Here is a 25,127-nt window from a genome sequence, read left to right as displayed (position 1 = left end):
ATCTATTCGGACAGGCCCAGAAACCTGGACCGGATCCGCTTCAGATGTTTGAGAAGCTGGGCCTTTCTGGCCTGTCCCACAAGCTGCGGATCTCCGGTTTCCAGGGTTTGGGAAAGATCGGCCAGATCCTCTTTAACGGAAAAGACTTCCAGGTTCCAGGTCATATTGTCCATCTTGACCATGTTAAAGTACCAGAGACGGAAGGTCAGGGCATAGAGCCGCTCTGACATCTCGATGAGAAAGGGGTTGTCCGCGGTCTGGTAAAACAGCTGTTTGATCTCCATATCCAGGTTTCCCAGGGCCCTGGGGTCCTTGTGATCCAGCAGGCTCTCGCATTGGACCGCAAATTCATCCAGGCGCTTAAAATGGGGGCGGGTAAACCTTTCAGCGGCCATGGTTCCGATGACCGCCTCCAGTTCCAGCCGGGCCTGGAAGACATTGGTGATGGTGTTGAGTTCCAGTTCGGCCACCTGGATGCCGGTTCTGGGAAGAATTTTCACCAGATGTTCCCACTCCAGGCGGAACAGGACGGTTCGAAGGGGGGTCCGGCTGACACCGAACTCCTTTGCCAGGATCTGCTCCTTTAGGATGGAACCGGGAGCGGCTTCTAAAAATACAATCCGTTCCTTCAGTCTGTTATAGATATCATGATTCAATAGGAGCTTTATCCCTCATTTAAATACCGTGTTTAATTTTGGGGTATGGTTTAATAAACCCTTTTGATCTTTATTTCCCAGATCGCAGAAGACAGTATGATAAAACAGATAAAAAAACTCAAGTTCTTTTGAGTTGACATTAAGAATTTTTTTGGTATACCATAAAAACATCATAACTGTTTTGATGGAGATAAAATCATGGAATCCAATATTACACACGGGCTCTGGGAAGCAACGGCAAACGGAAAACCAGACCTGAAATCCCTTCAAAGGGATATAAAAACAGAAGTGGCCATCATCGGCGGGGGATATACCGGCCTTTCCGCAGCCCTGCAACTCTCCCTGGCCGGAAAAGACTGCACCCTCCTGGAGGCAAACCATGTGGGTTTCGGAGGGGCCGGCAGGAACGTGGGCCTGGTCAATGCCGGACTCTGGCTCATGCCCGAGGATGTCATCAAGCTGGTGGGGCAAAAGCATGGAGAGCAACTGATCCGCATCCTGGGCGCCTCCCCGGATCTGGTCTACGGCAATATCAAAAAATACGGCATAGAATGTGAGCCCTGGCATCACGGCACACTTCACTGCGCAGACTCCAGAGCCGGGCTTAAGGCGCTCCAGGAAAGGGAAAAACAATGGATGGCCCTGGGAGCACCCGTCAAGCTGCTCAACAGGGAAGAGGCGGCAGAGAAGCTGGGGACCCGGGCTTTTCTCGGGGCCCTTCTGGATAAAAGGGCCGGAACCATCCAGCCCCTGTCCTATGCCTATGGAATGGCAGGAGCCGCCTTAAAAGAAGGGGCCGCCCTTTATGACCGCACCCCTGTCCTGGATCTCAAAAGGGAAAATCATTCCTGGCATTTGACCACGCCCTCGGGATCGGTAAGGGCAAAATCCGTTATTGTCGCCGTCCACGGATACCCGGAAGCGGCATTCAAGGACCAGATGAAAAACATCGTTCCCTTTAATTATTTTCAGTTTGCCACTCCCCCCCTGGACCCGGATATCTTGAAAACCGTACTGCCGGGGAAAAACGGCGCCTGGGATACCAATCTCATCCTCTCTTCCTATCGACTGGACGAGGCGGGACGCCTCATCATCGGCAGCGTGGGCAAGGTGGAAGGAACTGCCTGGAACCTCAACCGGGCCTGGGCAAAAAGGAGCATAAAAAAGGTCTTCCCCCAGGTGGGAAACATTGAATTTGAACACGGCTGGTTCGGCAGAATCGCCATGACCACCAACCATATCCCGAGATTTCACATCATGGGCAAGAACATGGCCATGGTCACCTGTTACAACGGCCGGGGCATCGGTCCGGGAACGGTATTCGGCAAGCTTCTGGCCGAATACATATCCGGCGGCTCCGTGGAGGACATCCCCCTGCCCGTATCCGAGATCAAGCCGGTTTCCATGCGAACCTTAAGGGGTCTGTTCTATGAGGCCGGGTCAAGACTATACCATTTTGTCCAGAGAAGAATTTGATTTCTTTGCCGGAGATATAACCGGTTCATTTCAGACCTGAATTCAGATCCTGCATGGATGATTTTTCTGTTGAAGAATCATCCATGCAGGATCCATACAAAAAAACATTTTCCTTTGGCCGTGACCGGCCTTATTCTGTTCATCCCGCCCCGTACAAAAAAATGAAATTCTCAATGCTCTTTCCCCCTGGCCCAAGGCATGGATATCGGTTCCCGGACTTTTAAAATCAACTGAAAGATCCAGAGGGGTTTGAATTTTAAACTCCTTTGCAAGGGGAGGTGCCGGACTTCAAACCGGGGCTTTTGTTTCCCAGCGGATTCATATATGATACCTGTTTTCCGGATACGGGGATATAAACAAAGAAGAGAGGCCGGTGAAATTTAAAAGACTCAAAAGACAATTGTTTACCAGGTGGGCGGTCCTGTGCTTTGCAGCCCTGTGCATGATCATGATTCATCCGGAACCCGCCCCCGGATTCACAAACTCCGAATACCGACGGTTCCAGGCCGGGATCATAAATTACCAGAACCGGCTGAATAAAAAATTTAGGAAAATCAGGCGAAAACAGACCCGGTATATCATTGTCCATACCTCCGAGCTGGGGCTGAAGGCCACCCTGAGGGTGGTGTCCCGCGGCAAACAATTTAAAAGCGGATTCCGGACTCCGGGGGGTCATGCAAACTACGTGATCGCAAGAAACGGCCGGGTCTACCGAATCATGAACAAGGCCTTCCGGGCGGATCATGCCGGCCGGTCCATGTGGAACCGGCAAAAGGATATCAGTTCCGTTTCCCTGGGAATAGAACTTGTGGGATACCATTATGCCCCACTAACCGACAGGCAGTACCGTTCGGCTGCCATGCTCATTGACATCCTTCAAAAGGTATACAATCTCAGTGACCTGGCTGTCCTGACCCACAGCCAGATCGCATACGGGCTGCCCAACCCCTGGTTCAGAAAGGATCACAGGGGGCGCAAGCGCTGCGCAAAGAACTTTGACAGGGCCCGGGCCGGTCTGGGACCCACCTGGAGCCATGATCCGGATGTCAGGGCCGGACTGCTCATGCCCGATCCCCAGCTGGACAGCCTTTTTTACAAGAAATCCGGATCGGTTAGGATCCTTGCCCAGGCCTCCAACCTCATATCCAAAGAAAACTCAGCCTGGTCCATTGCAGGGGAGGATTACGACAGCCAGACCACGGTTTATATTCTGCCTGGAGGAAAAGCCCTTCCCGGGGACCGGGTAAAGAAAATCATCGGCTGGAGCCACCTCCCGGTCAACACCCGGGTGCTGCTGAACCAGGATACCGGTGAAAAACAGGCCTCTGTACCCGACCTTCCCGTTAAAATCATCTCCACCTCCATGACGGCCTGGTCCCATGCCGGCCAGGCCTACAAGGAAAAAACCACGGTCTATTTTCTGCCCTCCGGGAAAACCCGGTCAGGCGCCCAGATATCGGACTGGGATGATCTGCCCATAAAAACCCGGCTGATCATCGGATATCAGGGTCCCCATAAAATAACAAAGGACCGGACCGCATACAGGATTGCCGGCTCTGCCTATAAATCGGAAAAGACCGTTTACCACTTTCCGTCGGGCCGGGTCACCACCGGGAACAAGGTTAAGGACTTCAGCCAATTGCCCAGGGGAACTGAAATTTACCTGCCCCTGTAAAAAATCCCTGGACAGCCTTCTTTTTCCCGGGTTTGAAATTCACATCTTCACTCTTGGGACAGGATCAATACGCATAGAACAGATCCTGAACCTGGTCATGGGTCGGATTTTTTAAAAGGGCCAGCATAAGAAGAATTCTTGACTTGGCAGGATTGAGTTCATCGGATGCGATAAATTGATTGGCATCGTCATCCACCTCCACATTTCTGCCCACCCGCCCGGTGGGAACCCTTGAACTTCGAACAATCCATATGCCATTCTCTGCCATGGAGGCTGCCATCTTCACGCTGACATCATTCATATTTCCGTTCCCGTCCCCGGCAATGACGATCCCCCTGGCGCCTTTTATTACAGAGCATTCAATGAGATCCGGGGGCATGTCTGCACAGGCATAGACGATATCCACCCTGGGAAGGGGCAGATCAAATTCAAAGGAGAATTCGCTTAAAAAGGTATGGCGGCGGGAAGGGGCCCTGAAATAGGTGGTCTTTCCGTAATTAACGGTTCCCATTAATCCGTTTATGGGAGAGATAAAGGTCTCCACAGAGGTGGTATTGCTTTTGGTCAGGGAGTGGGCCCCGTGGATCCTGTCATTCATGACCACCAGCACCCCTTTTTCCCGGGCCTGGGGATCGGCGGCAACGGCAACGGCATTAAAAAGATTCAGGGGGCCGTCTGCACTGATGGCCGTGGCCGGCCGCATGGCCCCGGTCATGACGACGGTCTTGGGGCTCTTCACCGTTAGGTTGAGAAAATAGGCCGTCTCCTCCAGGGTATCTGTTCCATGGGTGACCACCACCCCGTGAATATCATCCCCGGAGAGCAAGTCGTTGATCCGCCTGGAAAGCCGGGCCATGATCTCAAAGGACATGTCCTGGGACCCCACATTGGCAATCTGCTCTCCCCTGACCCGGGCGATTTTCTCAAGTTCGGGGAGAGATTGGATCATCGCCTCGACGTCAACCATGCCGGACCTGTACCCTGCCTGGGCAGACGACTCTGCAGAACCGGCAATGGTGCCGCCGGTGGCAAGGACCGCGACACAGGGCAATTCACTTTTCAGGTCCCTGTATTCCAATGATGATGTCTCCATTTTTCTCTCCTCACTAATCCTTGTTTTTTCCACCCCCCAGACCATAAAGCAGGGCCCGGGGAAAATCCACCCCAAATCGAAAGAAAAAATGAATTTCCCATTGATAAACCATGAGATACTCTAGTATAAACCTTTGGATACTCAAATTTGACTTATAAAAATGTATGCGAATCTGCAATCGGACCAGGAGACGGAGATAGATGACCAATCTGAGAAAATTTTCCATTGACCAGTTGATTAAAATCGTAGAACAGGGCGGGGTCGTAAAGACCGGAATTGACGTGTACAACTCAAAGGGCATGCTGCTTCTGGACAAGGACATCCTGGTAAGAAAAGCCAAAACATTGAATATTATCAAAGAGAACGGAATAAAACATGTCATGGTGGATACCTCCCAGAACGGGGGCTTCTGGAATGAGAACGGGGATCAGATCATCGTGAAACCGGAAAAAATCGCTATTTTTTTTGACGAAGAAAGCGGCGAAAAGGGAACAACCCCCTACCCGGATACGGTGACCAATGACGTTGAAATGCGGCTCATTGAAATAGAGGAGATGAAAGCCCAGGCCCAGGAAAAGTACGACAATGCAAAAGGATGTATTAAAAAGGTCCTGGGAGATATCGAGAAAACCGGGGGCGAATTTGATTTCAATGCGGTTGAGTCCCATGTTTCGGAAATGGTCTCTTTTTTGGAAAGCGAGGAAAACCCCTTTTCCTACCTGACCCAGGAAATTTTTTCATATGATGATTATCTTTACAATCATTCCATCAATGTCTGCACCATCGGAACAGCCATGCTCAACCGCTTTAATTCCCACTTTTCAAAACATGTGGACCATTTAATCAAGGGGAATTCCCCTGATATCCACGATCCTTTTGAAACCAACGGCCGAACAAAGGACCAGTCTTATTTCTGCTACTATAAAGAGGATATCCAGGATATTTCCCTGGGATTCTTTCTCCATGACATCGGCAAGGTTCTGGTGGCGGACGCGGTTTTGAACAAAGAGGGAAAACTGAGCGACCGGGAATACGCCGAAGTTCAGCGCCACTCCTTTGAATACGGGGTGGAACTTTTGGAAAAAAATCGTATTAAAAATTCATTTGTCCGGAATATCGTCGAATATCACCATGCCCCGCTTTTAAAAGACGAAGAACGATGCTATCCCCGGGGACGAGAATTCAACAAGGTCCCCGTTTATACCAAGATCTGCAAGCTGGCAGACATTTACGATGCCATGACCTCGAAACGATGCTATAAGGAGGCCGTCAACCCCATCAACGTGGTGACCCGTCTGTTCAGGACCTATGCCAAAAAAGACAGCATGCTCCAGTTTATCCTCCATTCCTTTGTAAAAAGCATCGGGATTTATCCCCCGGGCAGCATTGTCTACCTGAGGAACGGACAGCTGGCCTATGTCCTTGAAAGCAGGGGCCCCATTGTCATTCCCTTTACAGACGCCCATGAACTGACCTTGAACAGCAAGCAGGATCCCGTTGACATCAACGCGCCTGACATCAAGGATTCCCAGCTCATTGACAATAGAAGAAGTGTAAAATCACCCAAGGATGTATTTAACCTGCTGCCGCCCTACTTAAGGAAAATCGCAGCCTGAGGTTTGGATATAGGCACAGGGATCCTTCCCGGACGCCTATTTTCCGGCTGCCCTTTTTTTCAGCAGCCAGTCGATGATGGCGTCGGGTTCGGGCTTTGGACCTGAGGACTCGGACTTTGGATCGAACGGTTCGGACTTTGGACCGGAGGGTTCGGGCTCCAGACCGGATTCTAATCCGGAATCCTGCCCCCTGTTTTCCGTTTCAACCAAAGGGTCTGCACCTTTTTTTTGCTCACTGGAATCTCCGGGTTCCAGGCCCTGACCTTCCGGGAAGTCATGCTCCGGAGGCGGAACAATTGAGCCCATAAACACGGATTTCTTCTCTTCCGATAAAAAAACCTTCCGGACAAAGGAATCAATATCCCTTGGGGCCTCTGACTCCCTTTCCAGGGGATCTGACAGGATGGGCTGAATCCCTTCACCCGGAGAGGGTCCGGATGATTCTGAAGTAGACGCCTCCCCGGCTGGATCTTCTATCCATGTCCGATTTTCAGCTTTTACCGGATCCGGGTCAAGGCGGCTTACTTCATCTTCAGGTGTATATCCCAGTCCGGTGCCCTTTTTATCCGTTATCCCGGAAGGGGAAGGCAGGGACAGGACATTTACCGCCGGAACAGAATCCTTTATTTCCGGTTCCGGTGTTTTGGAATTTTTAATGACTTGGAGGTCAATGGATTTTATTTCTTTTATTTTCCCCTGCTCAATGGATTCGGGTTCCGGGCCGGGACCGGATAAAACACTCCCTGTTTTTTCTTGTTTTACCGCGAAAACCGGGCCCCAATAAAACCGATATCCCATAAAAAGGCAGATACAGGCTGCGGCCAGGCCTGCGGCTATTCTTTTCCCTCCCCGGGTTTTCTTTGGCGGGTGTGATTCCAAAAATTCCATTTCCCGGTCCGGGTCTTCTCTTCCCGTATCCTGCTGGTTTTGGACATCCGGAGGCCTTTCCCGTCCGCCTGTCAGGGGAAGTTCCAGGGAAAGGACGGCCTTTTGAACGGTGGGGCCGTCAATTGTATCTTTATCGTCTGCAAAGGCCTGGATCAGGGCCTGATCGCAGGAAATATTGATCACCCTGGGAATGCCCTTGGAATACCTGTGCACCTCCTGAACAGCGGTGTCCAGGAAAATGGGCCGGTCTGTTCCGGCGATGGAAAGGCGCTTTGAAATATAGGCCCGGGTTTCTTCCAGGTCCAGGGGGCCGAGAGATGTCTGGACATGGATATGATCCGGCCATTCCCTGCCCAGATAAAGCCGGAGAACTTCCAGCAGTTCCAGCTGGCCGGCCAGAAGGACGGTCAGGACATGGTTTAGGCCAAACTGCGACCAGGAAACCATTTCCCTTAAAAAGCGCTTGGGGATCCGCTGGGATTCATCCACGATCACCAGCACCTTTTTTCCCTCCGTTTCCATTCGCCTTAAAAAAGAAAGAACCCCGGAGGAGAACTTCTCCTGTCCGTTATACTGCTTCTCAAAACCAAAAGCCTGGGCAATGACCTGGAACAGGGCGTGGAGTTCAAACCCTGGATCTTCAATTTTCACGTACCGGGTACGTTTATCCAGGGTCTTGATGATTTCATTGACCAGGGTTGTCTTCCCGGTTCCGATATCCCCGGTCAGAACCAGCAGGGAGTGATCCTGTTCCATGCCTTTTTTCAATAGGTCCAGGGCCGTTCCGTGGGCCTTTCCCAGCCAGAGGAAATCATTGTCCGAACTGATCTGGAATGGTTTTTTCTTTAAATTGAAATGCTGACAATACATCCCTGTTTCCGATCCTTTGGGTTACAGGATTTCTTTAATGGCCTTGAGCAGGGGATTTTTTTCCATGGGCGCCATCTGTTCTTCACCGGAAACGGTGTGGAGATATTTTTTTACACAGTCATACTGGGACCACCCCTTTAAAGGATAATCAAGATCCACGTTTTTCCATTTGGGATGGCCGTTCTGCTTGAGCCAGTCCAGATTATCGTATACCATGCCGGCGAATCTGCCCACATGATCGCAGTTGTTCCGCCTGAAATCAAAGGAGACCAGAACGGCCTTTACCGCCACCGTATGGATGGGTGCTCCCTGCCAGGCATAGGTGTTGGCCGGTATATCGGCCATGGGGTAAAACTCGGTGATACTTTTATTGGTAATGGGGATCAGGTGAAGACCTTCGCTGCCGGTGATGCTTTCGGAAAACAATTTAACCGGCAGCCCGGCCACATAAAACATGGCGTCAATTTTCCCGGCCTTGAGCTGGTCCAGGGCCTGTTCCGTTCCCAGGGGAACGGTTTTTCCGGGTTTTATTCCCGAAACCTCGAACAACAGCATGGATGTCAGATAGGTGCCGGACCCTTCTTTACCGATGGCAACTCTCTTTCCTTCCAGGTCATCAAAGGAGAGGAGCTGCTCCTTGCCCAAAAGATGGATCTCTTCGTTATAAAGGGGAAAGATCATCTTGGTTTTTCTGGCGATCCGTTTCAGGGTCTTGTCTGTTTTCACCTTCAGGACAAAGGCCAGAACATCCGACTGAACGATCCCCATCTGGGTTCTGGGCCGTTTGTATACGGCGTAGACGTTTTCCACGGATCCCCTGGAGTTGTAAACGGAAAGATTAAACCCGTACTGCTTGCTCAATTCCATCATGTTCAATCCGAATTGGAAATAGGTTCCTTTTCTGCCGCCGGTGATCATTCCCAGGTCGACCGCCCAGGCAATCCCCGACATGAGTACCCATAAAACCACCAGAAAAACTGCCAGCCTCTTTTTTTTCATCCTATCCTCCCTGTTTTGAACCCAATATTGGTTATCTGCTGAATCGGATCTGTTCCATAATTGCCCGGACGATACAAGCGAAACAGCTTCCCTCTTTGCCAAAGAGATCTCTTGGACACGATTTGTGAAGGGTTTAATTTGGTTTATCAGAATTACGAACAAAGTCAACCTCTAGCTGAGAACATTTCCCGGGCATTCCTTTTTTTCTTGACAGAATGGCCATTAAATCACTATTAAACAGCTGTTATATAGGTACGATTCAGATCTTTGTTCAGGGAATTTTTCTTCCCGCAATCCGGGAGGGCATGCCCTGCAACCCCAATCACCAAGGGTCGTGATCTGATATTAATGGTCTGTAGATCGGCTTCGACGAAAGATCCGGCCACGGGGGATTTGATCAGGAAGTAGACAGTTCATCACCCCTTATTCCAGGGCCGGTTTACAATACCCCTGACAAAAATTGACTCAGGGAACAAAACATAGTATAGATTTTTCTTTTTTCTGGAAAACTAGGATCTTATATGACTGATAAAGATAGAAAAAATATTGCGACAGAACACCGGCCCGGTCACCAGGCCAAGGTAAAATTCGAGGTGTACGGAGAAGAGATGATTGAAAAAGAGGTAAAATCATCGGGCAACAGCGGCAGAATCTACCTTCCCCCCAACTGGGTCGGACATGTCGTCAAGATTATAAAAGTGGAATAACCCATTATCCAACAGGTTTTAATACAGACGGAGGGGTTTTGTGAACCTTACTATCAGGGGAATTTCAACAGAAGATATCCAGGCGGTTTTAGGGATAAGAACGGCTATTTCCAATGAAGAGGCCGGGCCGGACTTCCGCCTCCTGGTGGAGCAGCATGCCGCCGGTGACAACAGCCGGATCAGCCTGGTGGCCGAAACCGAAAAAAAAGTGGTGGGGTATATGCTTTCCACCACCCTCTATGCCGGATTCGGTATTCAAAAGAGCGCCTGGATCATGGCCCTGGGAGTTCATCCCGACTACATGGGCCAGGGCATCGGCCTGGAGCTTGCCAATGGGACCTGTGACCTGTACAGGAAAGAAGGGGTGAAGTCCATTTACTCCTCTGTGCTCTGGGATTCCAGCGACATGCTCTCTTTTTTCAAAAAGCTGGGATTCCGGCGCAGCGACTTTATCAACCTGAAAAAGGACCTCTAGGCCGATTCCAGGCGATTCCGGTTCAAGGAATCCAGGCCCCCAACTCCCCCAGGGCCGTGGACCGGGCTAAATAGTCAATGCGATTTGCCCGGGTCTGGACCCGGATCTCTTTCAGGAGTTCAGAAAGTCCGAGATCTTTTCGATCTGCCCGGCTTTTATCGGACACATACCCCCACATATGATCCAGGGCATTGATGAGCCTTCCTCTGGAAGGTGGGGTCCTCATCAGAGTCACCAGGGTCCGGCTGAGGAGCTCAAATGAGATGGAACCTGAAGCGACCCTGGGACCGATATCCCGGTATTGCTCCGGATCCCGGGCCATAACCGAGTACTTGGAAGCGGTCCAGAGATCACAGATATTACCGGGCAGGGGAATCCGGCCCATGGGCCTGTCCCTGTACTTGACGCCCAGCAGGGAAAACTGGTCATGGGGAGGATCAATAAAGGTGTCCGGCCAGGCAAGCCCCTCTCCAGGACGCTCAATTGGGCTATTGTGTCTGAAGCCCCTCAGCCCCATCTCCTGCACCAGGATCTCGTGTCTGAGATAAAGCCCGGTCAGGGCCTTTGTCCACCGCAGGGTCTCCGGATGCCTTGAATACCCCTTTTTTTGATTCACATGGATGGAGACCAGGCCGTGGAGTTCCCGGTGTTCCCCCAGAAGACTCTGGTCATTGAGAAAACCGGGATCAATATCCCAGATGCGCATTTTTCTCCTTTCCCAATCATAAAAGGGCAGGCTCTTCGGCCCTTAACCGGACCGCCAAATTGAGAATAGATTGGATTCATATCAAAAAAGGGTTTTGGAAGACCTTCCAAAACCCTTGATTTTACTGGTAGGCACGAGCGGACTTGAACCGCTGACTTCTACCGTGTCGAGGTAGCACTCTACCAACTGAGTTACGCGCCTTTATGATTCAGCCAGGTTTTTACCAGACCCGCCATTCCCTGTCAAGAAAAACCGGATTATTCATGGGAACTTTCTCCAATTTCAGGCGGTTCTTCCGGGTTCTGATCCTGTTTTTCAATAAAGCGGATAAAGACCCGGCTGTCCGTGACTTCGGCGATTTCAAGGCCGAATCCTTCAAAGGTCTTCAGCATAAGGGTATCGGCGAACTGGGAAGCAGACCCCTTGTACACCATCTCCATGACCGCACTGGAAGATCCGATTTCCCTGGGCTGGATGTTTTCAATGTCCGGCATCTCCTTGAATCTTTTTTTCAGGGCAATGAACCGCGACAGAAAATCCTCCCCTTCAACGGCCAGGTCAAAGGTGTTTTCCTTTCTCAGGTTCTGGACCCAGAATTGATCCAGTTTCCGGGAAAGTTCCTGTGCGGCAAGATCCGAGGCTTTGGCAATGGCATCGGTGCTGCCTTCCCGGTCGGTCTGGCTTTTGGCGACAGCCTTGACATTGAACTGGAGAACCTGCCGTCTGGATTCAAGATCATAGGCCTGAAGTTCGATGACGGCATCAAAGGTCTTTTCGTCTCCCATGCGGTTGATGGCTTCGGATGACCTGACCCGGCCCATGACCACCATGTCTGCTCCGAGCTCTGTCCCCAGGTCCATGGCGGCATCTGCATCATAGATGGACTTGAAATCAATATTATAGGCTCCGGGATCCGGGTAGGCTCCCCTGGCATGGACCAGCCGGAACCGCTCCTGGGTCATCTTTTCAAGGAGAATGGTTTCGCACAGGGAGGTATAGGGATCCGGGTGGTTGCCCCACCAGTACTTTGGAAGGATTTCCCCGGGGGTCTGCTCGGCAATGAAGAAAAGCAGGGCCGGCTTGTCATTGGCTGCATTGAGAATCCTGGCGTCTGTGAGCCTTTTTTCCAGCAGCTCCAGGTTGATCTTTGATTCCACACCCACCAGATAATTCCCTTCGTGGGCAATTCCCCCCAATACCCGGTAGGTGACGACGAAATCCCGGGTATGGGCCAGGAGCCTGTCATAGATGAATTCAAGATTGGCGGCCAGAGCCTGACGGGGGACCAGGGCGGCCACGGCGTTCTGGACTGCGGCCCTAAGGGCCTCATCCACGGCTTCCTGTTTTGCCCTGGGGATATTCTGGTTAGTGATGACTCTTTTTCCCGTGGTCACGAGGTTCTGGCCGGCTTCCGGTCCTGCTGCGGATCCGGGACATGCGGCCACTACCATTCCCATAAAAATAAGGACCGGAAAAATCCATTTTGGAACCGCCGGAAGACCCGGACTCTTTTTTCTACCCATGTTCAACCCTTTCTCTCAACGGCATAGTCTGCAATCAGACCCAGCAGGGATTTGGATTCTGAAGCTTCAAAAGGCCGGAGCTGCTTCTTTGCATTTTCAATATGTTCTCTGGCAAGGGATTGGGTATATTCAATTCCTTTCAGGGCAATGATCTTCTGTTTCAGCACTTCAAACTTATCCGGATCAAACTCAGGATGGAAAACCAGTTCCAGCATTTTTTCCCGCTCCAGAGGATCTGCGTGGGCCAGGCTGTGGATCAGGGGGAGGGTCAGTTTTCCCTCCCTCATGTCCGCCCCTGGATTCTTTCCCAGTTCTTGGGCCGTGGCCGTATAATCCAGGAGATCGTCTGCCATCTGAAAGGCCATACCCAGATGAAACCCGAACGTTTTCAAGGCCTCCTCCTTTTTGGAACCGGCCCCGGCAATGATGGCACCGCCCTGGCAGGCGCCCTGGATCAGAACGGCTGTTTTCCTCCGAATGATCTCAAAGTACTCTTCCGGAGTCAGATCCGCCTTGCCTTTTTTCTCCAACTGGTCGATCTCCCCCTGGGACATGTCCCGGGTGATGGCGGCTATCACGGAAATCAGACGGGGCTCCTGGGTCTGGGCGGCAATATCCAGGGCCTTGGCCAGAAGGAAATCTCCGGTCAGGACCACCTTGGGGGCGGACCATTGCTTCTGTGCGGCCTTTCTTCCCCGGCGCATGTCTGCCCCGTCCACCACGTCGTCGTGGAGAAGGGTAGCGGCATGGAGATATTCGAAAAGAGTGGAGAACAGGACCTCAAATCCGTTGGCATACCCGCACATCCGGGCGCTGTGGATCGCAAGAAGGGGCCGCAGGCGCTTTCCCCCGCTGAACAGGAGATGGGAGGCAATCTCTTTGACCAGGTCCAGATTGGGATCCAGGTTTTCCTCCAGACTCTTTTCCACCTGTTCAAGATCAGGGGCCACCTGCTGAATGATCCGGGTCTTTAAATCAAGGGTCATGCAATCTCTCCGGCAATATCATATTCATACGCATCTGTTATCTTTACATGAAATCGGGTTCCGATTTCAAGTCCGTCGGAATAAATAAAGGTGACCCCGTCCACTTCAGGGGCCTGGAACATGGTCCGCCCGATATAGACACCGGGCTCGGGGTTTTCCTCCACCATGACCGGATAGACCCTTCCCACATGTTTTTCATTGACCTGTAAAGAGATCCCGGCCTGGGCCGCCATGACTTGATCGTGGCGCTGCTCGGCAAGCTCTGCCGACACAGGATCCCCCAGTCTGTGGGAGGCAAGATCCTCCGAGTCGGAATAGGTGAATACCCCCAGATGGTCAAACCCGATCTCATGGATAAACTCCAAAAGAATCTTGAAATCCTTCTGGGTCTCTCCGGGGAATCCCACGATAAGAGTTGTCCTTAAAACCGCCTCCGGGTCTGTCTTCCGGATGAGTTTAAACAGGTCCTTCAGATTTTCTCTGGTATAGGGCCGGCCCATGCGTTTGAGTACTGCCGAAGAGGCGTGCTGGATGGGCACATCGTAGTAGGAGCAGATATTGGCGTGATCCCGGACCGTTTCAATGGTCTCAAGGTCCAGGGAGGAGGGATGGGTATACAAAAACCTAAGCCAGGCCGTCTCATCCCTTGCGGCCATGGTCCGGGCGGTCCGGGCCAGAACCCGGCTGAAGCCTGTTCCCTCTGAAAGATCCCGTCCGTAATCCGTGGTATTCTCCGCTGTGAGGATGATCTCTTTTATCCCCTTTGACAAAAGGATCTCTGCTTCTTTCTCGATATCCTCCCCGGGCCGGGACCGCTGCCGTCCGCGGAGTTCGGGGATGATGCAATAGGTGCAGTGGCGGTCGCACCCTTCGGAAACCTTGACATAGGCAAATTTTTCCTGGCTCAGTTCCCGAAGGATGGAAAGGTCCTGGAAGCCTCTTTTGTTTGGGTCCGGGAACAGGACCAGGGCTGAAGAAGCCCTGTTCTCCACCACATCCACAATAAGATCGCAGGCCCCGGTTCCCAAAAACGCATCTACTTCGGGCAGGCTTGAGGCCAGATCCTTGTCGTCCTTGTACCTCTGGGCCAGACATCCCGTGGCAATGAGCCGCGTGCATCTGCCCTCTTTCTTATACCGGGCCATATCCAGAAGAACATCAACCGCCTCCTCAGAGGCGGTTGATATGAATCCGCAGGTATTGACGACGATCACCTCGGCCTGGGAAGGATCATCCGCAGAAGTATGCCCGGCGTGGACCAGGCGGCCCAGCATGATCTCGCTGTCCACCTGGTTCCGGGAACACCCCAGGGTTTCGATATGGACGATCATATGGCCTTGGACATGAGATCACCCAGGAGCTTGGAGAACCGGGCCGGATTGTCCAGTTTCCCCCCTTCACTGATCACGGCAACGTCATAGAGAAGATCGCTGTAGTCTGTGAGCACCGGACTGGTGGTATCGGTCTCAAAGATCTCCTTGATCTTGGCCATGACCGGATGGTTGACGTTGACCTCCATGGTCCGCTTCTGTTCCGGGGTCTTCTGGCCCGATGCCTTCATGATCTTCTCCATATAGGCGCTCATGCCGTAGTCATCCCCGGACAGGCAGGATACGGAATCCTTGAGCCGGTTGGAAACCACCACGTCCTTGACCCGGTTTTCCAGCTTGCCCTTGAGAAAGGAGAGAAGGGCGGAAAATTCATTTTTCTTTTCATCGTCCACCTTTTCCACGTCAAGATCGCCCTTTTCAGCGCTCTTGAGCTTCTTTTCCTTATACTCGGGCAGGGACTGGACCACCCATTCGTCAATGGGATCCACCATGAGCAGGACTTCGTAATCCTTTTCCTTGAGGGCTTCCAGCAGAGGAGAGTTCATCAGGGAGGTCAGGTTCTCGCCGGTGAGAAAGTAGATGTCCTTCTGGTCTTCCTTCATATTCTCAATGTACTCGTCCAGGGTCACGAACTTGTCTCCGGACTTTGTGGTCTTGTACCGGAGCAGGGAGGCGATGCGCTCCTTGTTCTCGAAATCCGTGGGCACGCCGGCCTTCAAAGCCTGGCCGAACTCGTTGTAGAACTCCTGGTATTTTTCCTTGTCCATGCCTTCCAAAAGGGAAAAGATCTGCTTGACCAGGTTTTTCCGGATATTTCTGACCAGGCGGTCTTCCTGGAGGATCTCCCGGCTCACGTTGAGGTTCAGGTCCGGGGCATCCACCACGCCCTGGACAAAGCCGAAGTATTCGGGCAAAAGCTCCTTGCAATCGTCCATGATAAAGACGCGCTTGCAGTAAAGCTGCATCCCGTGCTTTCTCTCGGGACGGAACAGATCAAAGGGGGCCTTTTCCGGGATGTACATGAGCACATCGTATTCGGTCACTCCCTCGAATTTCTTGTGGATGATCTCCATGGGCTTGTCCCAGTTGTGGGAGATATGCTTGTAGAACTCCTCATGCTCCTCAGCCGTGACCTCTTCCTTGGCCTTGGCCCAGATGGCCTTCATGGAGTTGAGGGTCTTATCCTTTCTCACCTTTCTGAAGGTGTCTCCAATGGGCTTGCCTTCGGAATCCTTGATGATCTCGTTCTCCGGGATGGGCTCGTTCTTTTCCAGGTTCATGATCACGGGATAGGTGACAAAGTCGGAGTGCTTCTTGACGATGTGCTGGATGGTATACTCTTCGGTGAAATCCTGGTCACCCTCTTCAGGCTCTTTGAGATAAAGGGTGATGGTGGTTCCCCGGCCCTGTTTATCGATTTCCTGGACCGTATAGGTTCCCTGGCCGTCGGATTCCCAGCGGACGCCCTTTTCCTCTCCCGGAGCCCGGGTGTCCAGGCGGACTTTATCCGCCACGATAAAGGCCGAGTAGAATCCCACGCCGAACTGACCGATGAGTTCCGGGCTCAGACCGGTCTCGTTCTTGGATTTTTCAAGGGCCTCCATAAAGGCGGCCGTACCGGACTGGGCGATGGTTCCGATGTTGTCGTTGACCTCATCAAAGGTCATGCCGATGCCGTTGTCTGAAATCACAAAGGTTTTTTCCTCGGGATCCACGGCCAGGCGGATGTGAAAATCATTGTCCTCGGCAAAGAGTTCCGGCTCGGTCTGCTCCTTGAACCTTGCCTTGTCAATGGCGTCCGATGCATTGGAGATCAGCTCCCGGACAAAGATCTCCTTGTTGGAATAAAGAGAATGGATGATCAGGTGCAGCAGCTGCTGTACCTCGGTTTTGAATTTGCGTGTCTTCTTGGTTCCCATCTTAAATTTAACTCCTGTTTATAATTCATTAGAGCAACAATATTTTTGTATAATAATTGTTGCAAAAACAGGATTGTCAAGGCTGGGAAACGGTCTTCCCCGGCATATTTTCACGGATGGATATCTGTGTTGAACCAAAACCCAGTGTAAAAAATTCTGAACTTGTGTAAAAAAAACTGATCTTCGCATCCGGCGGTACGGCTCAGATTCTTTAATCCGGCAATGTGAATAATGTTTCTTGGATTCGCTTTACCATCGTTCCGGGCTTTCTTTCGGTCAAGGCATGTTTATTGCTCTTCCATCTCTCAGTTTTGGAAATCGCAAACGGAATTGACTTGTTAAGGAGTATACACAGAATGCAAATCCGAACCAAGGCATGGCTTCTGACAGGACTGCTCACCGGAGTTGTCACCTTGATCTGCTTGAATTCAATTTTCAGTCTCAACCGGATTGCCGGTATTGACGGGCAGGTAAAGCTGTTCAGCCAGATCAATATCCTGCTTCTGGAATGCCGGCGCCAGGAGAAGAATTATCAGCTCCGCGGCCGGGGCAAACACGGAACAGACACACTTGATGCAGTTCAAAAATGGCAAAAAAATGTCGAGGATTCCATTTCCTTGACCCATGCTGCAGAAAAAAAAATTCTTCCGGCATACAAAGAAACCGTTACCGAAATCCGGAAGGAGATTGAAGCTTACCGCCTTGAATTCTATCAACAGGTGGAGGCCTTTGAAAAAACAGAGAGCCCTTGGGGCGACTCCCAGGATAAACGGATCGTGGCACGGGCCAGAAAGGCCCAGGAACGGGTCGCCCATATCCAGAAAATGGAAACAAAACAGAAACAGAAGATCATGCGGCAATCGGCCCAAATCACCTACACCCTATGGGGGATGGTCCTTTTCACCCTGGGCGTTTTCGGGTATGTCCTGATCATCCACATCGTCCGCCCGGTGACTGAAGTCGCCCGGATGCTCGGTGAGATAGCTGCCAAAGAGGGGAACCTGACATCCCGGCTTGCTGTCCGGCGAAAGGATGAAATCGGAGAACTTACCGCAAGTTTCAATACCTTTGTCGCTGCAATCCATTCCATTTTCATGGATATCTCAAGTCAATTTACCATACTGACAGATGAATCCGCCCTTCTGGATAAAATATCCGGAGACCTGGAACACCATTCACAGCAGACATCGGATAAATCCATGGCCATGACCTCGGCCGGCATCCAGCTAAGTGCAAATATGGATTTTGTTGCACAAGCCTCCAAGGATACCACCCAACGCATAGAGGTCATGGCTTTGGCCACTGAACAGATGAACAGCAGCATTTCCGCTCTTGCCCGGAGCACAGAGGCCGCCGGCACCATCACCTGTGAAGCAGTGGAGAGGGCACGGAACGCTTCAGCCCGGATAATGGAGATGGAGGGGGCGGCCCAACAGATCGACAGGATGACCGAAATCATCAATGATATTTCCGAACAGACCAATCTTCTGGCACTGAATGCGACCATTGAAGCTGCCCGCGCCGGAGAAGCCGGCCGGGGATTTGCCGTTGTGGCCAATGAAATAAAAGCTCTTGCCCAACAGACCTCCGACGCAACCCTTGATATTCAAAATGGGATTGAACAGGTTCAGGAGACCACCAGTGCAACCACTTCGGAAATCGAGCAAGTCACCCGCATCATCAAAGAAATAGACCGAATTGTCACGTGCATTTCCACCTCTGTAAACGAACAGAGCACTTCAACCCGAGAAATGGCAGAAAACCTTCAGACCACTTCGTCAAAAATTCAGGGGGTCCGTGACAATATGAATCAGGGAGCCGAAGCTGCAAGCGACATGTCAAAAGATATCAGAGAAGTGGACGATGCCGCAAAAAACATCCATGCCACTGCCTCCCTGGTGAGCGACAGTGCTGAAAAACTGCTGAAGCTGAATCTGGAAATCCGCGGGATAATGGGCCGGATACATACCTGATCCACCTGAAAGATGCACAATTGAGCTCCCCCTGTATTCAGGTTAACAGGGCTCATTTATGAAAATCGCTCCGGTGGTGCTCCTCTTTTTCGGTAAAAGAAGCACGGGAACAAATCGCCCCGCGTCAAAAAGTCCCGGGAAGAGTGCATCCGGGCCATTGCCAGAAACAGGACCGATCCATCTTGAATCCGGCTGTTGGAGCTTGGCGCCACACCCGCGAGAAAAATATGTATGACAAAGAATATGCCGACCCTCCGACCCGTCTGGATGAGTTCATTGGCAGGGATCTGGAAGGGTCTCTGCCGCATTGTTGAACTCTGCAGTTCCGGGCATACCAGAGCCAGGATGCCCCCCTGTTAGGAGCTAAAGATCCCATGGGACCTCTTTAAAAGATCATCCGTGGCCGGAACAATATGTTGATAGACCTCTTTGTTGATCTTATGATAGAGTTCCACATTCTCCTTGACGGGCTGAAACGTATCCCGTTGACACACCATATTGTCAATGGCCTCCTGCCTGTCTTTGTATATGCCCAAAGCCAGAGCGGTACAAATGGCCGCCCCCATGCTGGCGGAGCCGTTTACCACATTTCTACGGGCCGGCACCCCGAAAACATCGGCAAAAATCTGCATGAACAGATCTCCGTTGGAACCGCCGCCGCTGACCACGATATGGGTGAGTTCCACACCCATTTCATCACACATGGCCTGGGCGTGATTTTTCATGGTCAGGGCAATGCCTTCCAGAACCGATCGGAACATATGCGGTCCCTTGTGGGTACTGTTAAATCCGATCATCATTCCCCGTTCATGGAGATTGGACGGAGAGGCCAGCCAGTTGAGAACCGTATAGAGCCCGTCACATCCCACCGGCACATCCGCCCCCAGGAGATTGAGATAGGCCTCGGGGGAAAGGTTCATTTTTTCTGCCGCCGTAAGGATGTCGGAACCGAGAAGCTCTTTCACCCATGTGACCGTGGCCATCCCTCTCCGGATGCCGCAGCTTTCATAGAGGAATTCCCCGGGCACGGCTCCCGGGTTGCTCCAATAGTTGATAGTATCGGGATAAAATTTAGTCCCCACCATCATGGATGTGATATAGGTTCCCAGGGAAACCAGAAGGGTTCCGTCGTTGACCAGACCTGCGCCCAATCCTTCCACGGCCTTGTCATTTGATGTGGACACCACGGGGATTCCGGCTGGAATCCCCGTAACGCTGCCGGCCTGCTTTGTAATCTTCCCCAGCACCGTTGAAGGATCCACCAGTTCAAAAAGCATTTCCCGGGGCGTGGTGTAATCGTCAAAGCGCTCTTTGTCCCCATACCATTCCAGGGTCTGGGGATCTATGGGCCATGGTCCGACGTAATTGCACCGGGTATCTTTTGTCTCCCCGGTCAATCGATGGGTCAGGTATCCGGTGGTGGTGGTCACATACCGGACCGAGTCATCTTCGTGTGTATAGGGACTTGCCAGGCGCAGGTCCATCCAGCTCTGCACGGGAGAGGCAAGATTCCCGTCCGACCGTATCAATGCCCGGCAGCACCGTATGGATCCAAGACCCACGCCAATGATCCTGTTCTTATCCCCCTTGAATTTTGCAAACAGACCCTGACCTGCCTTTTTCAGACTCTCCCACAGATCATCCTCAGGATGTTCGGCCCGGGTATCGCCGTAAAAACGGATGGGCCGAAGCGGGACCGTTTCCGAACAGATCTCCCGGCCGGAGGTATCAAATACGGCCAGTTTGGTGCTCTGCGTGCCCCCGTCAATTGCAACAATATATTTTTCCATCTCAATTCCTTACTCAATAGCAAGTGCTTTGGGAAATTACCGCATCAAATATCCGCCGTCCACGGTTAAAACGGTTCCGTTCACATAGTTGGATGCATCACTGGAAAGGAAAACGCAGGCCCCCATGAGATCGGCGGTCCACCCCCAGCGATTGGCAGGGATATGGGAGAGAATCTTTGCATTCATTTTTTCGTCGCTCCTTGTTTTTTCCGTCAGCTGGGTAGCAAAGTATCCCGGGGCAATGGCGTTCACCTGGATATTGAATTGGGCCAGTTCATCGCACATGGACTTGGTTAAACCGACGATACCGTGCTTGGTGGCGGCATAGGCCGGAGACCACTGCCCTCCTAAAAAAGAATAGAGGGAAGCGATATTCACCACCTTGCCGCTTTTCTGCTCAATCATATGCTTGCAGGCTTCGTGGGTCATCTCAAAGGCAGCCGTAAGGTTGACCGAGACCATCTGGTCCCACTCCTTCCGGGTAAACTTTGTCACATCTTCGACATTGATGCAAATCCCGGCACAGTTCACCAGGATGTCGATGCTTCCCCAGGTGTTTACGCATTCATCCACAATTCTCTTACATTCACCCTCTGCTGTGATGTCGCCGTATATGTATTTATAGGCCACACCGCACTCTTTAACCCACTGACGGGTTTCGCCGTCATCATCCATAATACTTGCGGCCATCACGTTTGCCCCCCCTTTGGCCAGGGCAACGGAAAAGGCCTGTCCCAGACCGCTGTTCCCGCCTGTGACAACGGCGTTCTTTCCTTTCAGGGAAAAAAAGCCCATATTAAAATCAATTGGGTCCATCTCAACTCTCCTTTTTTTCTGATCTGTAGATAGAAATTTTCTCCATTAGCCTGTCGATGAATTCGGCGGCATCCCCCTGCACAACGATATCCGACAGGCTGCAAATAGGCGCGTTGTCCGCTCTATTTACCGAAATGATAGTTTCAATATTTCTCAAACCCGCGATATGCTGCATGGTTCCGTGTACTCCCAGGGCCATATAGAGGCTGGGGGAGACTGTTTTCCCGGATTGGCCCACCTGTATGCTTCTTGGAGCGATCCCCTGATCGACCAGTTTCCGGCTGGCCGCAACACTTCCGTTCAATGCATCCGCCAGGCGGAAAAGTTCCGGAAAATCATCTTTTACCCCTCCTCCGCCGGAAATGAGAACCCGGCTTTCCCGGATATCATAGGATAGTTTATTTTCCTCAACATGGAGGCGTTGGACAGTGCTGCGGGATGTCACAGGTTTGGTGTACTCTAAAATTTGGGTCTGCAGCCCGCCCCGGGATCTATATTCAAAGGCGTCGGGCCGGATGCTCATCATCACGGGTCCCGCGCCTCTATGGTGAATGACCTCAAGGATTTTTCCTGAACAGGCCGGACGGATGATTTCAATCCGGTTTTTCTGCCTTTTAACATCCGTTACCCCGGCGGACAGGCCTGTCCCAAGCCTTTTGGCCAGCCGGGGTGCAATCATCTTTCCAAGGCTTGTGGCCGGAATTAAAATAGAGTCAAAGCGATTTCTTTGATGCAGGTTTTCCAGGACATCACTAATTCCCCGGGGATCATAAGCGTCCACAAGGCCTTCGGCCACCCGGATAATATGGTGAAAAGATCCGTGGAGACAATGAGAAGAAGCCTCCAGGAGAACTGCATGGGATTGGAATTGCCCCTGGCCGTACATCCGTTCGGCCACCTCCAGAAGGTCTTTGGTCTTCTCTATATTTTCAGTATCCTGAAAAATACACGTTTTCTTCATATCAGAGAAACCCTTTCTGTTTTAAAAAATCAAAAACATAGGAGATGCCTTCTTCATCATTTTGAACGATCTGCCTCTTTCTTTTCTCAAATGTTTTGGGATAGGTTTTCACGACCTGTGTGGGCGATCCGAAAGATCCGACCTCGGTTTCGGAAAAACAAAGATCCTTGTTGGTGACGATGGCCAATTCATCCGAAACCTCCCGTTGCATGTCCTTTAATTTGACATAGGGCAGTTTATAACCGCTCTCCCGGGTAACACTCAATACGCAGGGCATGGCCATTTCATAGGTGGTGACGCTCTTCTCATCCACCACATCAAACACCGCCCGGGTGCTGTCGAACCGGTGGAGGTCGATCCGGACGATCCCCAGCATTTGATCCAGGCCAAGGGTTTCGGCCAGCTGCACAGGCACATGGGAGGTGCCGCCGTCCAGGGAAAGGTTTCCTGTCAAAAGACAGTCAAAGGGACGGGTGGCGATGTACCGGCCCAGCACTTCACTTGTAACAAAGGTGTCGCTGCCTTCAAAAACCGGATCACAAATCAAGGTTCCCCGGTCTATGCCAAGCCTCAGCAGGTCTTCCATGTGGGGACGCACAGCGAAGGTTCCCATGGTGACCACCTCAACAAAGCAGTCCGGATCTCCGGCCTTCACCTGAAGGGCAAAGGCCAGGGCGCAGGCGTCATCCGGATTCAAAATCATCCTGATATTCTTTCCGGGGTATGTATTGTTTTCAGCGTCAAAGGCAATGCTGTCCACATCCGGAACATACTTGACCACACAGATAATCTTCATGCCAACGAATTACCATCTGATTTTTGTTCTGGGCAAGCCCGGGGAAATCCCCGGGCGGCCATTCTTATTTCTGGTATTTTGCCCCTTCTTCCTGGAAATAGATGGTGCCGAAATTCATGATTCCCTTTGGATCAAATACCTCTTTGAGCTTTTCAAGCATGTAAAAGGCAGACCCGTGCTCTTCCCTGGTCCATTCATTCCTGAATTTCCCGATCCCATGGTGGTGGCACATGGAACCGCCGAGCTTAAGGGTCTCTTCAACAATGATTCTCTGCAGGGGATGGTGATAGACCCTCATCTCATCTTCAGGGGCGCATTGGATGTTGTAATTGTATACAAAGTACATATTGGTGCCGTTGATATAGCTGTGGGAAGAGTGGCCGCCCAGCAGGGTAAGATCATGGGCACGGGGATATTCCTGCCGGATCCTCTGGAGCACGGAATTGTAAATTTTAGGGATGGTTTCCCAGTCGGCGGATATTTCGGTGGTAAATCCTGCGTGGGAATCCTTCTCCTTCATTCCCTCAAATTCATCATCAATATCTTTCTGGGACCAGTTCAGATTATTGAACCAGTCCTGGATCAGCCGGGAATCCACCTGCTCTACAATGCCGTCTTTGAATTTTTCCACTGCCTCTTCGATGGCTTTGCCGGTGGCCTGGACAATGCCTTCAGGGCCTTCGGCCATAAAGAGGAGAACACATTTGTTTTTATGGAAATGGTAAAAGTGCTGGGCAGCATCCTCTTCAGAATAGGCGCGCGCCACGGAAGGACGGAACCCGTTTACCATGACCTCGCGCAATACCTTGATTCCCGTGTCCATGTCTTTGATCAGGTAGCCGTAGAACCGGTTGTTGTCAGGATAGAATCGGAAGATTTTAACCGTCACTTCGGTGATATAGCAGAGGGAACCTTCATTTCCAATGGCAATATGCCGGATATCGGGGCCCCCGGATCTTCTGGCAACGTTCTTTATCCGGCAGATGTGACCATCGGGGAATACACATTCCAGACCGACAACCATGTCCTCAATGCCCCCGTAGAGGGTGGAGAACTGACCAATGCTTCGTGTGGCCACAAGCCCGCCGAACTTTGCCACCGGTTTTGACTGGGGGGAGTGACCGGCTGTGAATCCTTTTTCCCTCAGTTCATCCTCCAGTTCCTGGAGAGGAACGCCCGCCTGCACAGTGGCCTGCATATTATAGGTATCGATATTGAGAATCTTGTCCAGATGCAGACCGTCGATAACAATGGTATTTTCCTTCCAGTTTTCCAATCCCCCCTCTGTTGCCGTTTTTCCGGCCCGGGGAATGACATTCAGACCGGAATCATTGCAGAAGGCCAGCACCTTGCTGACCTCCCGGGCGGATTTGGGGTATACAATGGCTGCAGGCATGGGAACGTCCAGGACCCGCCGGACTTTCGCGTACTTTTTATACCGGTCTGCCGAGGCATCATAGAGGTCCTCGGCATCGGTGTTGACCTGGGAAGGCGTCACTATTTTACTTAATTTTTCTATAATTTTATTTTTATCCAATTCGGACCTCCGGAGTCTAAATTTTGTTTGGCAGAATCATTTGATCCTGCTGATCTTTTAACCAGGAAAATAGTAAAGATACTAGCTTCAAGTGTCAATAAAAAATAGAAATATTTCCATTTTAATTTTTAATATCTGTATTTTATGGAAAATTTTCCATTGCCGATTCTGAGTTGAAAATTCCTCAACTTCAATAAACACAGACCTCTTAAGCGATTTCTTTTCTTTACACCTTTCAGGAAGGCATGGTAGAGTCATCCGCATTCAATAACCGCCATGGGCTGATCTGCTGTTTCATCCGGGTCGGCCCGCAAAACAGGGAGGAACCTGAAGT

The 25,127-nt window shown here is 51.4% G+C and carries 20 protein-coding genes and 1 tRNA gene; 6 read left to right on the top strand and 15 right to left on the bottom strand.

Features of this window, described 5'->3' with window-relative positions; all coding sequences use genetic code 11:
- Positions 1–2 precede the first annotated feature (2 nt).
- Positions 3–656 (bottom strand): GntR family transcriptional regulator, encoded by a 654-nt coding sequence (locus F608_RS0115275; RefSeq protein ID WP_022666523.1) that lies wholly within the window; start codon positions 654–656, stop codon positions 3–5.
- Between the two features lie 198 nt (positions 657–854).
- On the opposite strand from F608_RS0115275, the gene F608_RS0115265 reads away from it, so the two are divergent.
- On the top strand, positions 855–2,132 hold the full coding sequence (locus F608_RS0115265) for an NAD(P)/FAD-dependent oxidoreductase (protein WP_022666521.1): 1,278 nt from the start codon (positions 855–857) through the stop codon (positions 2,130–2,132).
- Positions 2,133–2,505: 373 nt separating this feature from the next.
- Positions 2,506–3,807: an N-acetylmuramoyl-L-alanine amidase gene (locus tag F608_RS0115255; RefSeq protein ID WP_027362795.1), complete on the top strand. Its 1,302-nt coding sequence runs from the start codon at positions 2,506–2,508 to the stop codon at positions 3,805–3,807.
- Between the two features lie 64 nt (positions 3,808–3,871).
- On the opposite strand, the gene F608_RS0115250 is transcribed toward F608_RS0115255, so the two are convergent.
- Positions 3,872–4,900 carry an asparaginase gene (locus tag F608_RS0115250; protein ID WP_022666517.1) on the bottom strand — a complete coding sequence of 343 codons (1,029 nt, stop codon included), beginning with the start codon at positions 4,898–4,900 and terminating at the stop codon, positions 3,872–3,874.
- A 200-nt stretch (positions 4,901–5,100) separates the two neighbouring features.
- Between F608_RS0115250 and F608_RS0115240 the strand changes: the two genes are divergently transcribed.
- Positions 5,101–6,516 (top strand): HD-GYP domain-containing protein, encoded by a 1,416-nt coding sequence (locus F608_RS0115240; protein ID WP_022666515.1) that lies wholly within the window; start codon positions 5,101–5,103, stop codon positions 6,514–6,516.
- A gap of 36 nt (positions 6,517–6,552) precedes the next feature.
- Here the strand turns inward: F608_RS0115240 and F608_RS34935 are convergent, their stop codons facing one another.
- Positions 6,553–8,274, bottom strand: a complete 1,722-nt coding sequence (locus F608_RS34935) for an ExeA family protein (protein WP_022666514.1) — start codon at positions 8,272–8,274, stop codon at positions 6,553–6,555.
- A gap of 21 nt (positions 8,275–8,295) precedes the next feature.
- Positions 8,296–9,273: a TAXI family TRAP transporter solute-binding subunit gene (locus tag F608_RS0115230; RefSeq protein ID WP_022666513.1), complete on the bottom strand. Its 978-nt coding sequence runs from the start codon at positions 9,271–9,273 to the stop codon at positions 8,296–8,298.
- 521 nt (positions 9,274–9,794) lie between these two features.
- Between F608_RS0115230 and F608_RS0115225 the strand changes: the two genes are divergently transcribed.
- The gene (locus F608_RS0115225) at positions 9,795–9,980 is read left to right on the top strand and encodes a DUF2080 family transposase-associated protein (RefSeq protein ID WP_022666512.1); all 186 of its coding nucleotides are present in this window, start codon (positions 9,795–9,797) and stop codon (positions 9,978–9,980) included.
- Positions 9,981–10,020: 40 nt separating this feature from the next.
- Entirely contained in the window at positions 10,021–10,455 is a 435-nt protein-coding gene (locus F608_RS0115220; protein ID WP_022666511.1) for a GNAT family N-acetyltransferase, read from the top strand.
- Between the two features lie 22 nt (positions 10,456–10,477).
- Here the strand turns inward: F608_RS0115220 and F608_RS32165 are convergent, their stop codons facing one another.
- From F608_RS32165 to htpG, 6 genes are all read right to left on the bottom strand, one after another.
- On the bottom strand, positions 10,478–11,161 hold the full coding sequence (locus tag F608_RS32165; protein WP_022666510.1) for a DUF1722 domain-containing protein: 684 nt from the start codon (positions 11,159–11,161) through the stop codon (positions 10,478–10,480).
- Positions 11,162–11,286: 125 nt separating this feature from the next.
- Positions 11,287–11,362 (bottom strand) — tRNA-Val (locus F608_RS0115210).
- 56 nt (positions 11,363–11,418) lie between these two features.
- Positions 11,419–12,684 carry a hypothetical protein gene (locus tag F608_RS32160; RefSeq protein WP_022666509.1) on the bottom strand — a complete coding sequence of 422 codons (1,266 nt, stop codon included), beginning with the start codon at positions 12,682–12,684 and terminating at the stop codon, positions 11,419–11,421.
- A 2-nt stretch (positions 12,685–12,686) separates the two neighbouring features.
- Positions 12,687–13,670, bottom strand: a complete 984-nt coding sequence (locus F608_RS0115200) for a polyprenyl synthetase family protein (RefSeq protein WP_022666508.1) — start codon at positions 13,668–13,670, stop codon at positions 12,687–12,689.
- Entirely contained in the window at positions 13,667–15,001 is a 1,335-nt protein-coding gene (gene rimO, locus F608_RS0115195; RefSeq protein WP_022666507.1) for a 30S ribosomal protein S12 methylthiotransferase RimO, read from the bottom strand. The genes F608_RS0115200 and rimO overlap by 4 nt, the downstream gene beginning before the upstream one ends.
- Complete coding sequence (gene htpG, locus F608_RS0115190) at positions 14,998–16,920, bottom strand: molecular chaperone HtpG (RefSeq protein WP_022666506.1); 1,923 nt, start codon at positions 16,918–16,920, stop codon at positions 14,998–15,000. Before htpG ends, rimO begins: the two co-directional genes overlap by 4 nt.
- Before the next feature lie 356 nt (positions 16,921–17,276).
- Here htpG and F608_RS34930 point away from each other — a divergent pair, with 356 nt between their 5' ends.
- Positions 17,277–18,893: a methyl-accepting chemotaxis protein gene (locus F608_RS34930; RefSeq protein WP_022666505.1), complete on the top strand. Its 1,617-nt coding sequence runs from the start codon at positions 17,277–17,279 to the stop codon at positions 18,891–18,893.
- Positions 18,894–19,249: 356 nt separating this feature from the next.
- Here the strand turns inward: F608_RS34930 and F608_RS0115180 are convergent, their stop codons facing one another.
- The 5 genes from F608_RS0115180 to F608_RS0115160 all read right to left on the bottom strand — a co-directional run bounded on the left by F608_RS0115180 (position 19,250) and on the right by F608_RS0115160 (position 24,793).
- Positions 19,250–20,683, bottom strand: coding sequence for an FGGY-family carbohydrate kinase (locus F608_RS0115180; RefSeq protein ID WP_022666504.1), 1,434 nt, complete (start codon positions 20,681–20,683; stop codon positions 19,250–19,252).
- A gap of 36 nt (positions 20,684–20,719) precedes the next feature.
- Positions 20,720–21,499 carry an SDR family oxidoreductase gene (locus tag F608_RS0115175; protein ID WP_022666503.1) on the bottom strand — a complete coding sequence of 260 codons (780 nt, stop codon included), beginning with the start codon at positions 21,497–21,499 and terminating at the stop codon, positions 20,720–20,722.
- Between the two features lies 1 nt (position 21,500).
- On the bottom strand, positions 21,501–22,460 hold the full coding sequence (locus F608_RS0115170) for an electron transfer flavoprotein subunit alpha/FixB family protein (protein WP_022666502.1): 960 nt from the start codon (positions 22,458–22,460) through the stop codon (positions 21,501–21,503).
- A 1-nt stretch (position 22,461) separates the two neighbouring features.
- Positions 22,462–23,256 (bottom strand): electron transfer flavoprotein subunit beta/FixA family protein, encoded by a 795-nt coding sequence (locus F608_RS0115165; protein WP_022666501.1) that lies wholly within the window; start codon positions 23,254–23,256, stop codon positions 22,462–22,464.
- 64 nt (positions 23,257–23,320) lie between these two features.
- Positions 23,321–24,793: an FAD-binding oxidoreductase gene (locus F608_RS0115160; RefSeq protein WP_022666500.1), complete on the bottom strand. Its 1,473-nt coding sequence runs from the start codon at positions 24,791–24,793 to the stop codon at positions 23,321–23,323.
- Between the last annotated feature and the right edge of the window lie 334 nt (positions 24,794–25,127).

Source organism: Desulfospira joergensenii DSM 10085 (genome assembly GCF_000420085.1).
In the GTDB taxonomy this organism is placed as follows: Bacteria; Desulfobacterota; Desulfobacteria; order Desulfobacterales; family Desulfobacteraceae; genus Desulfospira; species Desulfospira joergensenii.
The sequence above is the reverse complement of the archived record's forward strand: the minus strand, read 5'-3'. Positions and strand labels throughout refer to the sequence as shown.

Bases quoted from the DNA above. Each gene is read 5' to 3' on its own strand.
- F608_RS0115265 (WP_022666521.1), top strand. From the start codon at position 855: ATGGAATCCAATATTACACACGGGCTCTGGGAAGCAACGGCAAACGGA.
- F608_RS0115250 (WP_022666517.1), bottom strand. From the start codon at position 4,900: ATGGAGACATCATCATTGGAATACAGGGACCTGAAAAGTGAATTGCCC.
- F608_RS0115240 (WP_022666515.1), top strand. From the start codon at position 5,101: ATGACCAATCTGAGAAAATTTTCCATTGACCAGTTGATTAAAATCGTA.
- F608_RS34935 (WP_022666514.1), bottom strand. From the start codon at position 8,274: ATGTATTGTCAGCATTTCAATTTAAAGAAAAAACCATTCCAGATCAGT.
- F608_RS0115230 (WP_022666513.1), bottom strand. From the start codon at position 9,273: ATGAAAAAAAAGAGGCTGGCAGTTTTTCTGGTGGTTTTATGGGTACTC.
- F608_RS0115225 (WP_022666512.1), top strand. From the start codon at position 9,795: ATGACTGATAAAGATAGAAAAAATATTGCGACAGAACACCGGCCCGGT.
- F608_RS32165 (WP_022666510.1), bottom strand. From the start codon at position 11,161: ATGCGCATCTGGGATATTGATCCCGGTTTTCTCAATGACCAGAGTCTT.
- F608_RS32160 (WP_022666509.1), bottom strand. From the start codon at position 12,684: ATGGGTAGAAAAAAGAGTCCGGGTCTTCCGGCGGTTCCAAAATGGATT.
- F608_RS0115200 (WP_022666508.1), bottom strand. From the start codon at position 13,670: ATGACCCTTGATTTAAAGACCCGGATCATTCAGCAGGTGGCCCCTGAT.
- rimO (WP_022666507.1), bottom strand. From the start codon at position 15,001: ATGATCGTCCATATCGAAACCCTGGGGTGTTCCCGGAACCAGGTGGAC.
- htpG (WP_022666506.1), bottom strand. From the start codon at position 16,920: ATGGGAACCAAGAAGACACGCAAATTCAAAACCGAGGTACAGCAGCTG.
- F608_RS34930 (WP_022666505.1), top strand. From the start codon at position 17,277: ATGCAAATCCGAACCAAGGCATGGCTTCTGACAGGACTGCTCACCGGA.
- F608_RS0115180 (WP_022666504.1), bottom strand. From the start codon at position 20,683: ATGGAAAAATATATTGTTGCAATTGACGGGGGCACGCAGAGCACCAAA.
- F608_RS0115175 (WP_022666503.1), bottom strand. From the start codon at position 21,499: ATGGACCCAATTGATTTTAATATGGGCTTTTTTTCCCTGAAAGGAAAG.
- F608_RS0115170 (WP_022666502.1), bottom strand. From the start codon at position 22,460: ATGAAGAAAACGTGTATTTTTCAGGATACTGAAAATATAGAGAAGACC.
- F608_RS0115165 (WP_022666501.1), bottom strand. From the start codon at position 23,256: ATGAAGATTATCTGTGTGGTCAAGTATGTTCCGGATGTGGACAGCATT.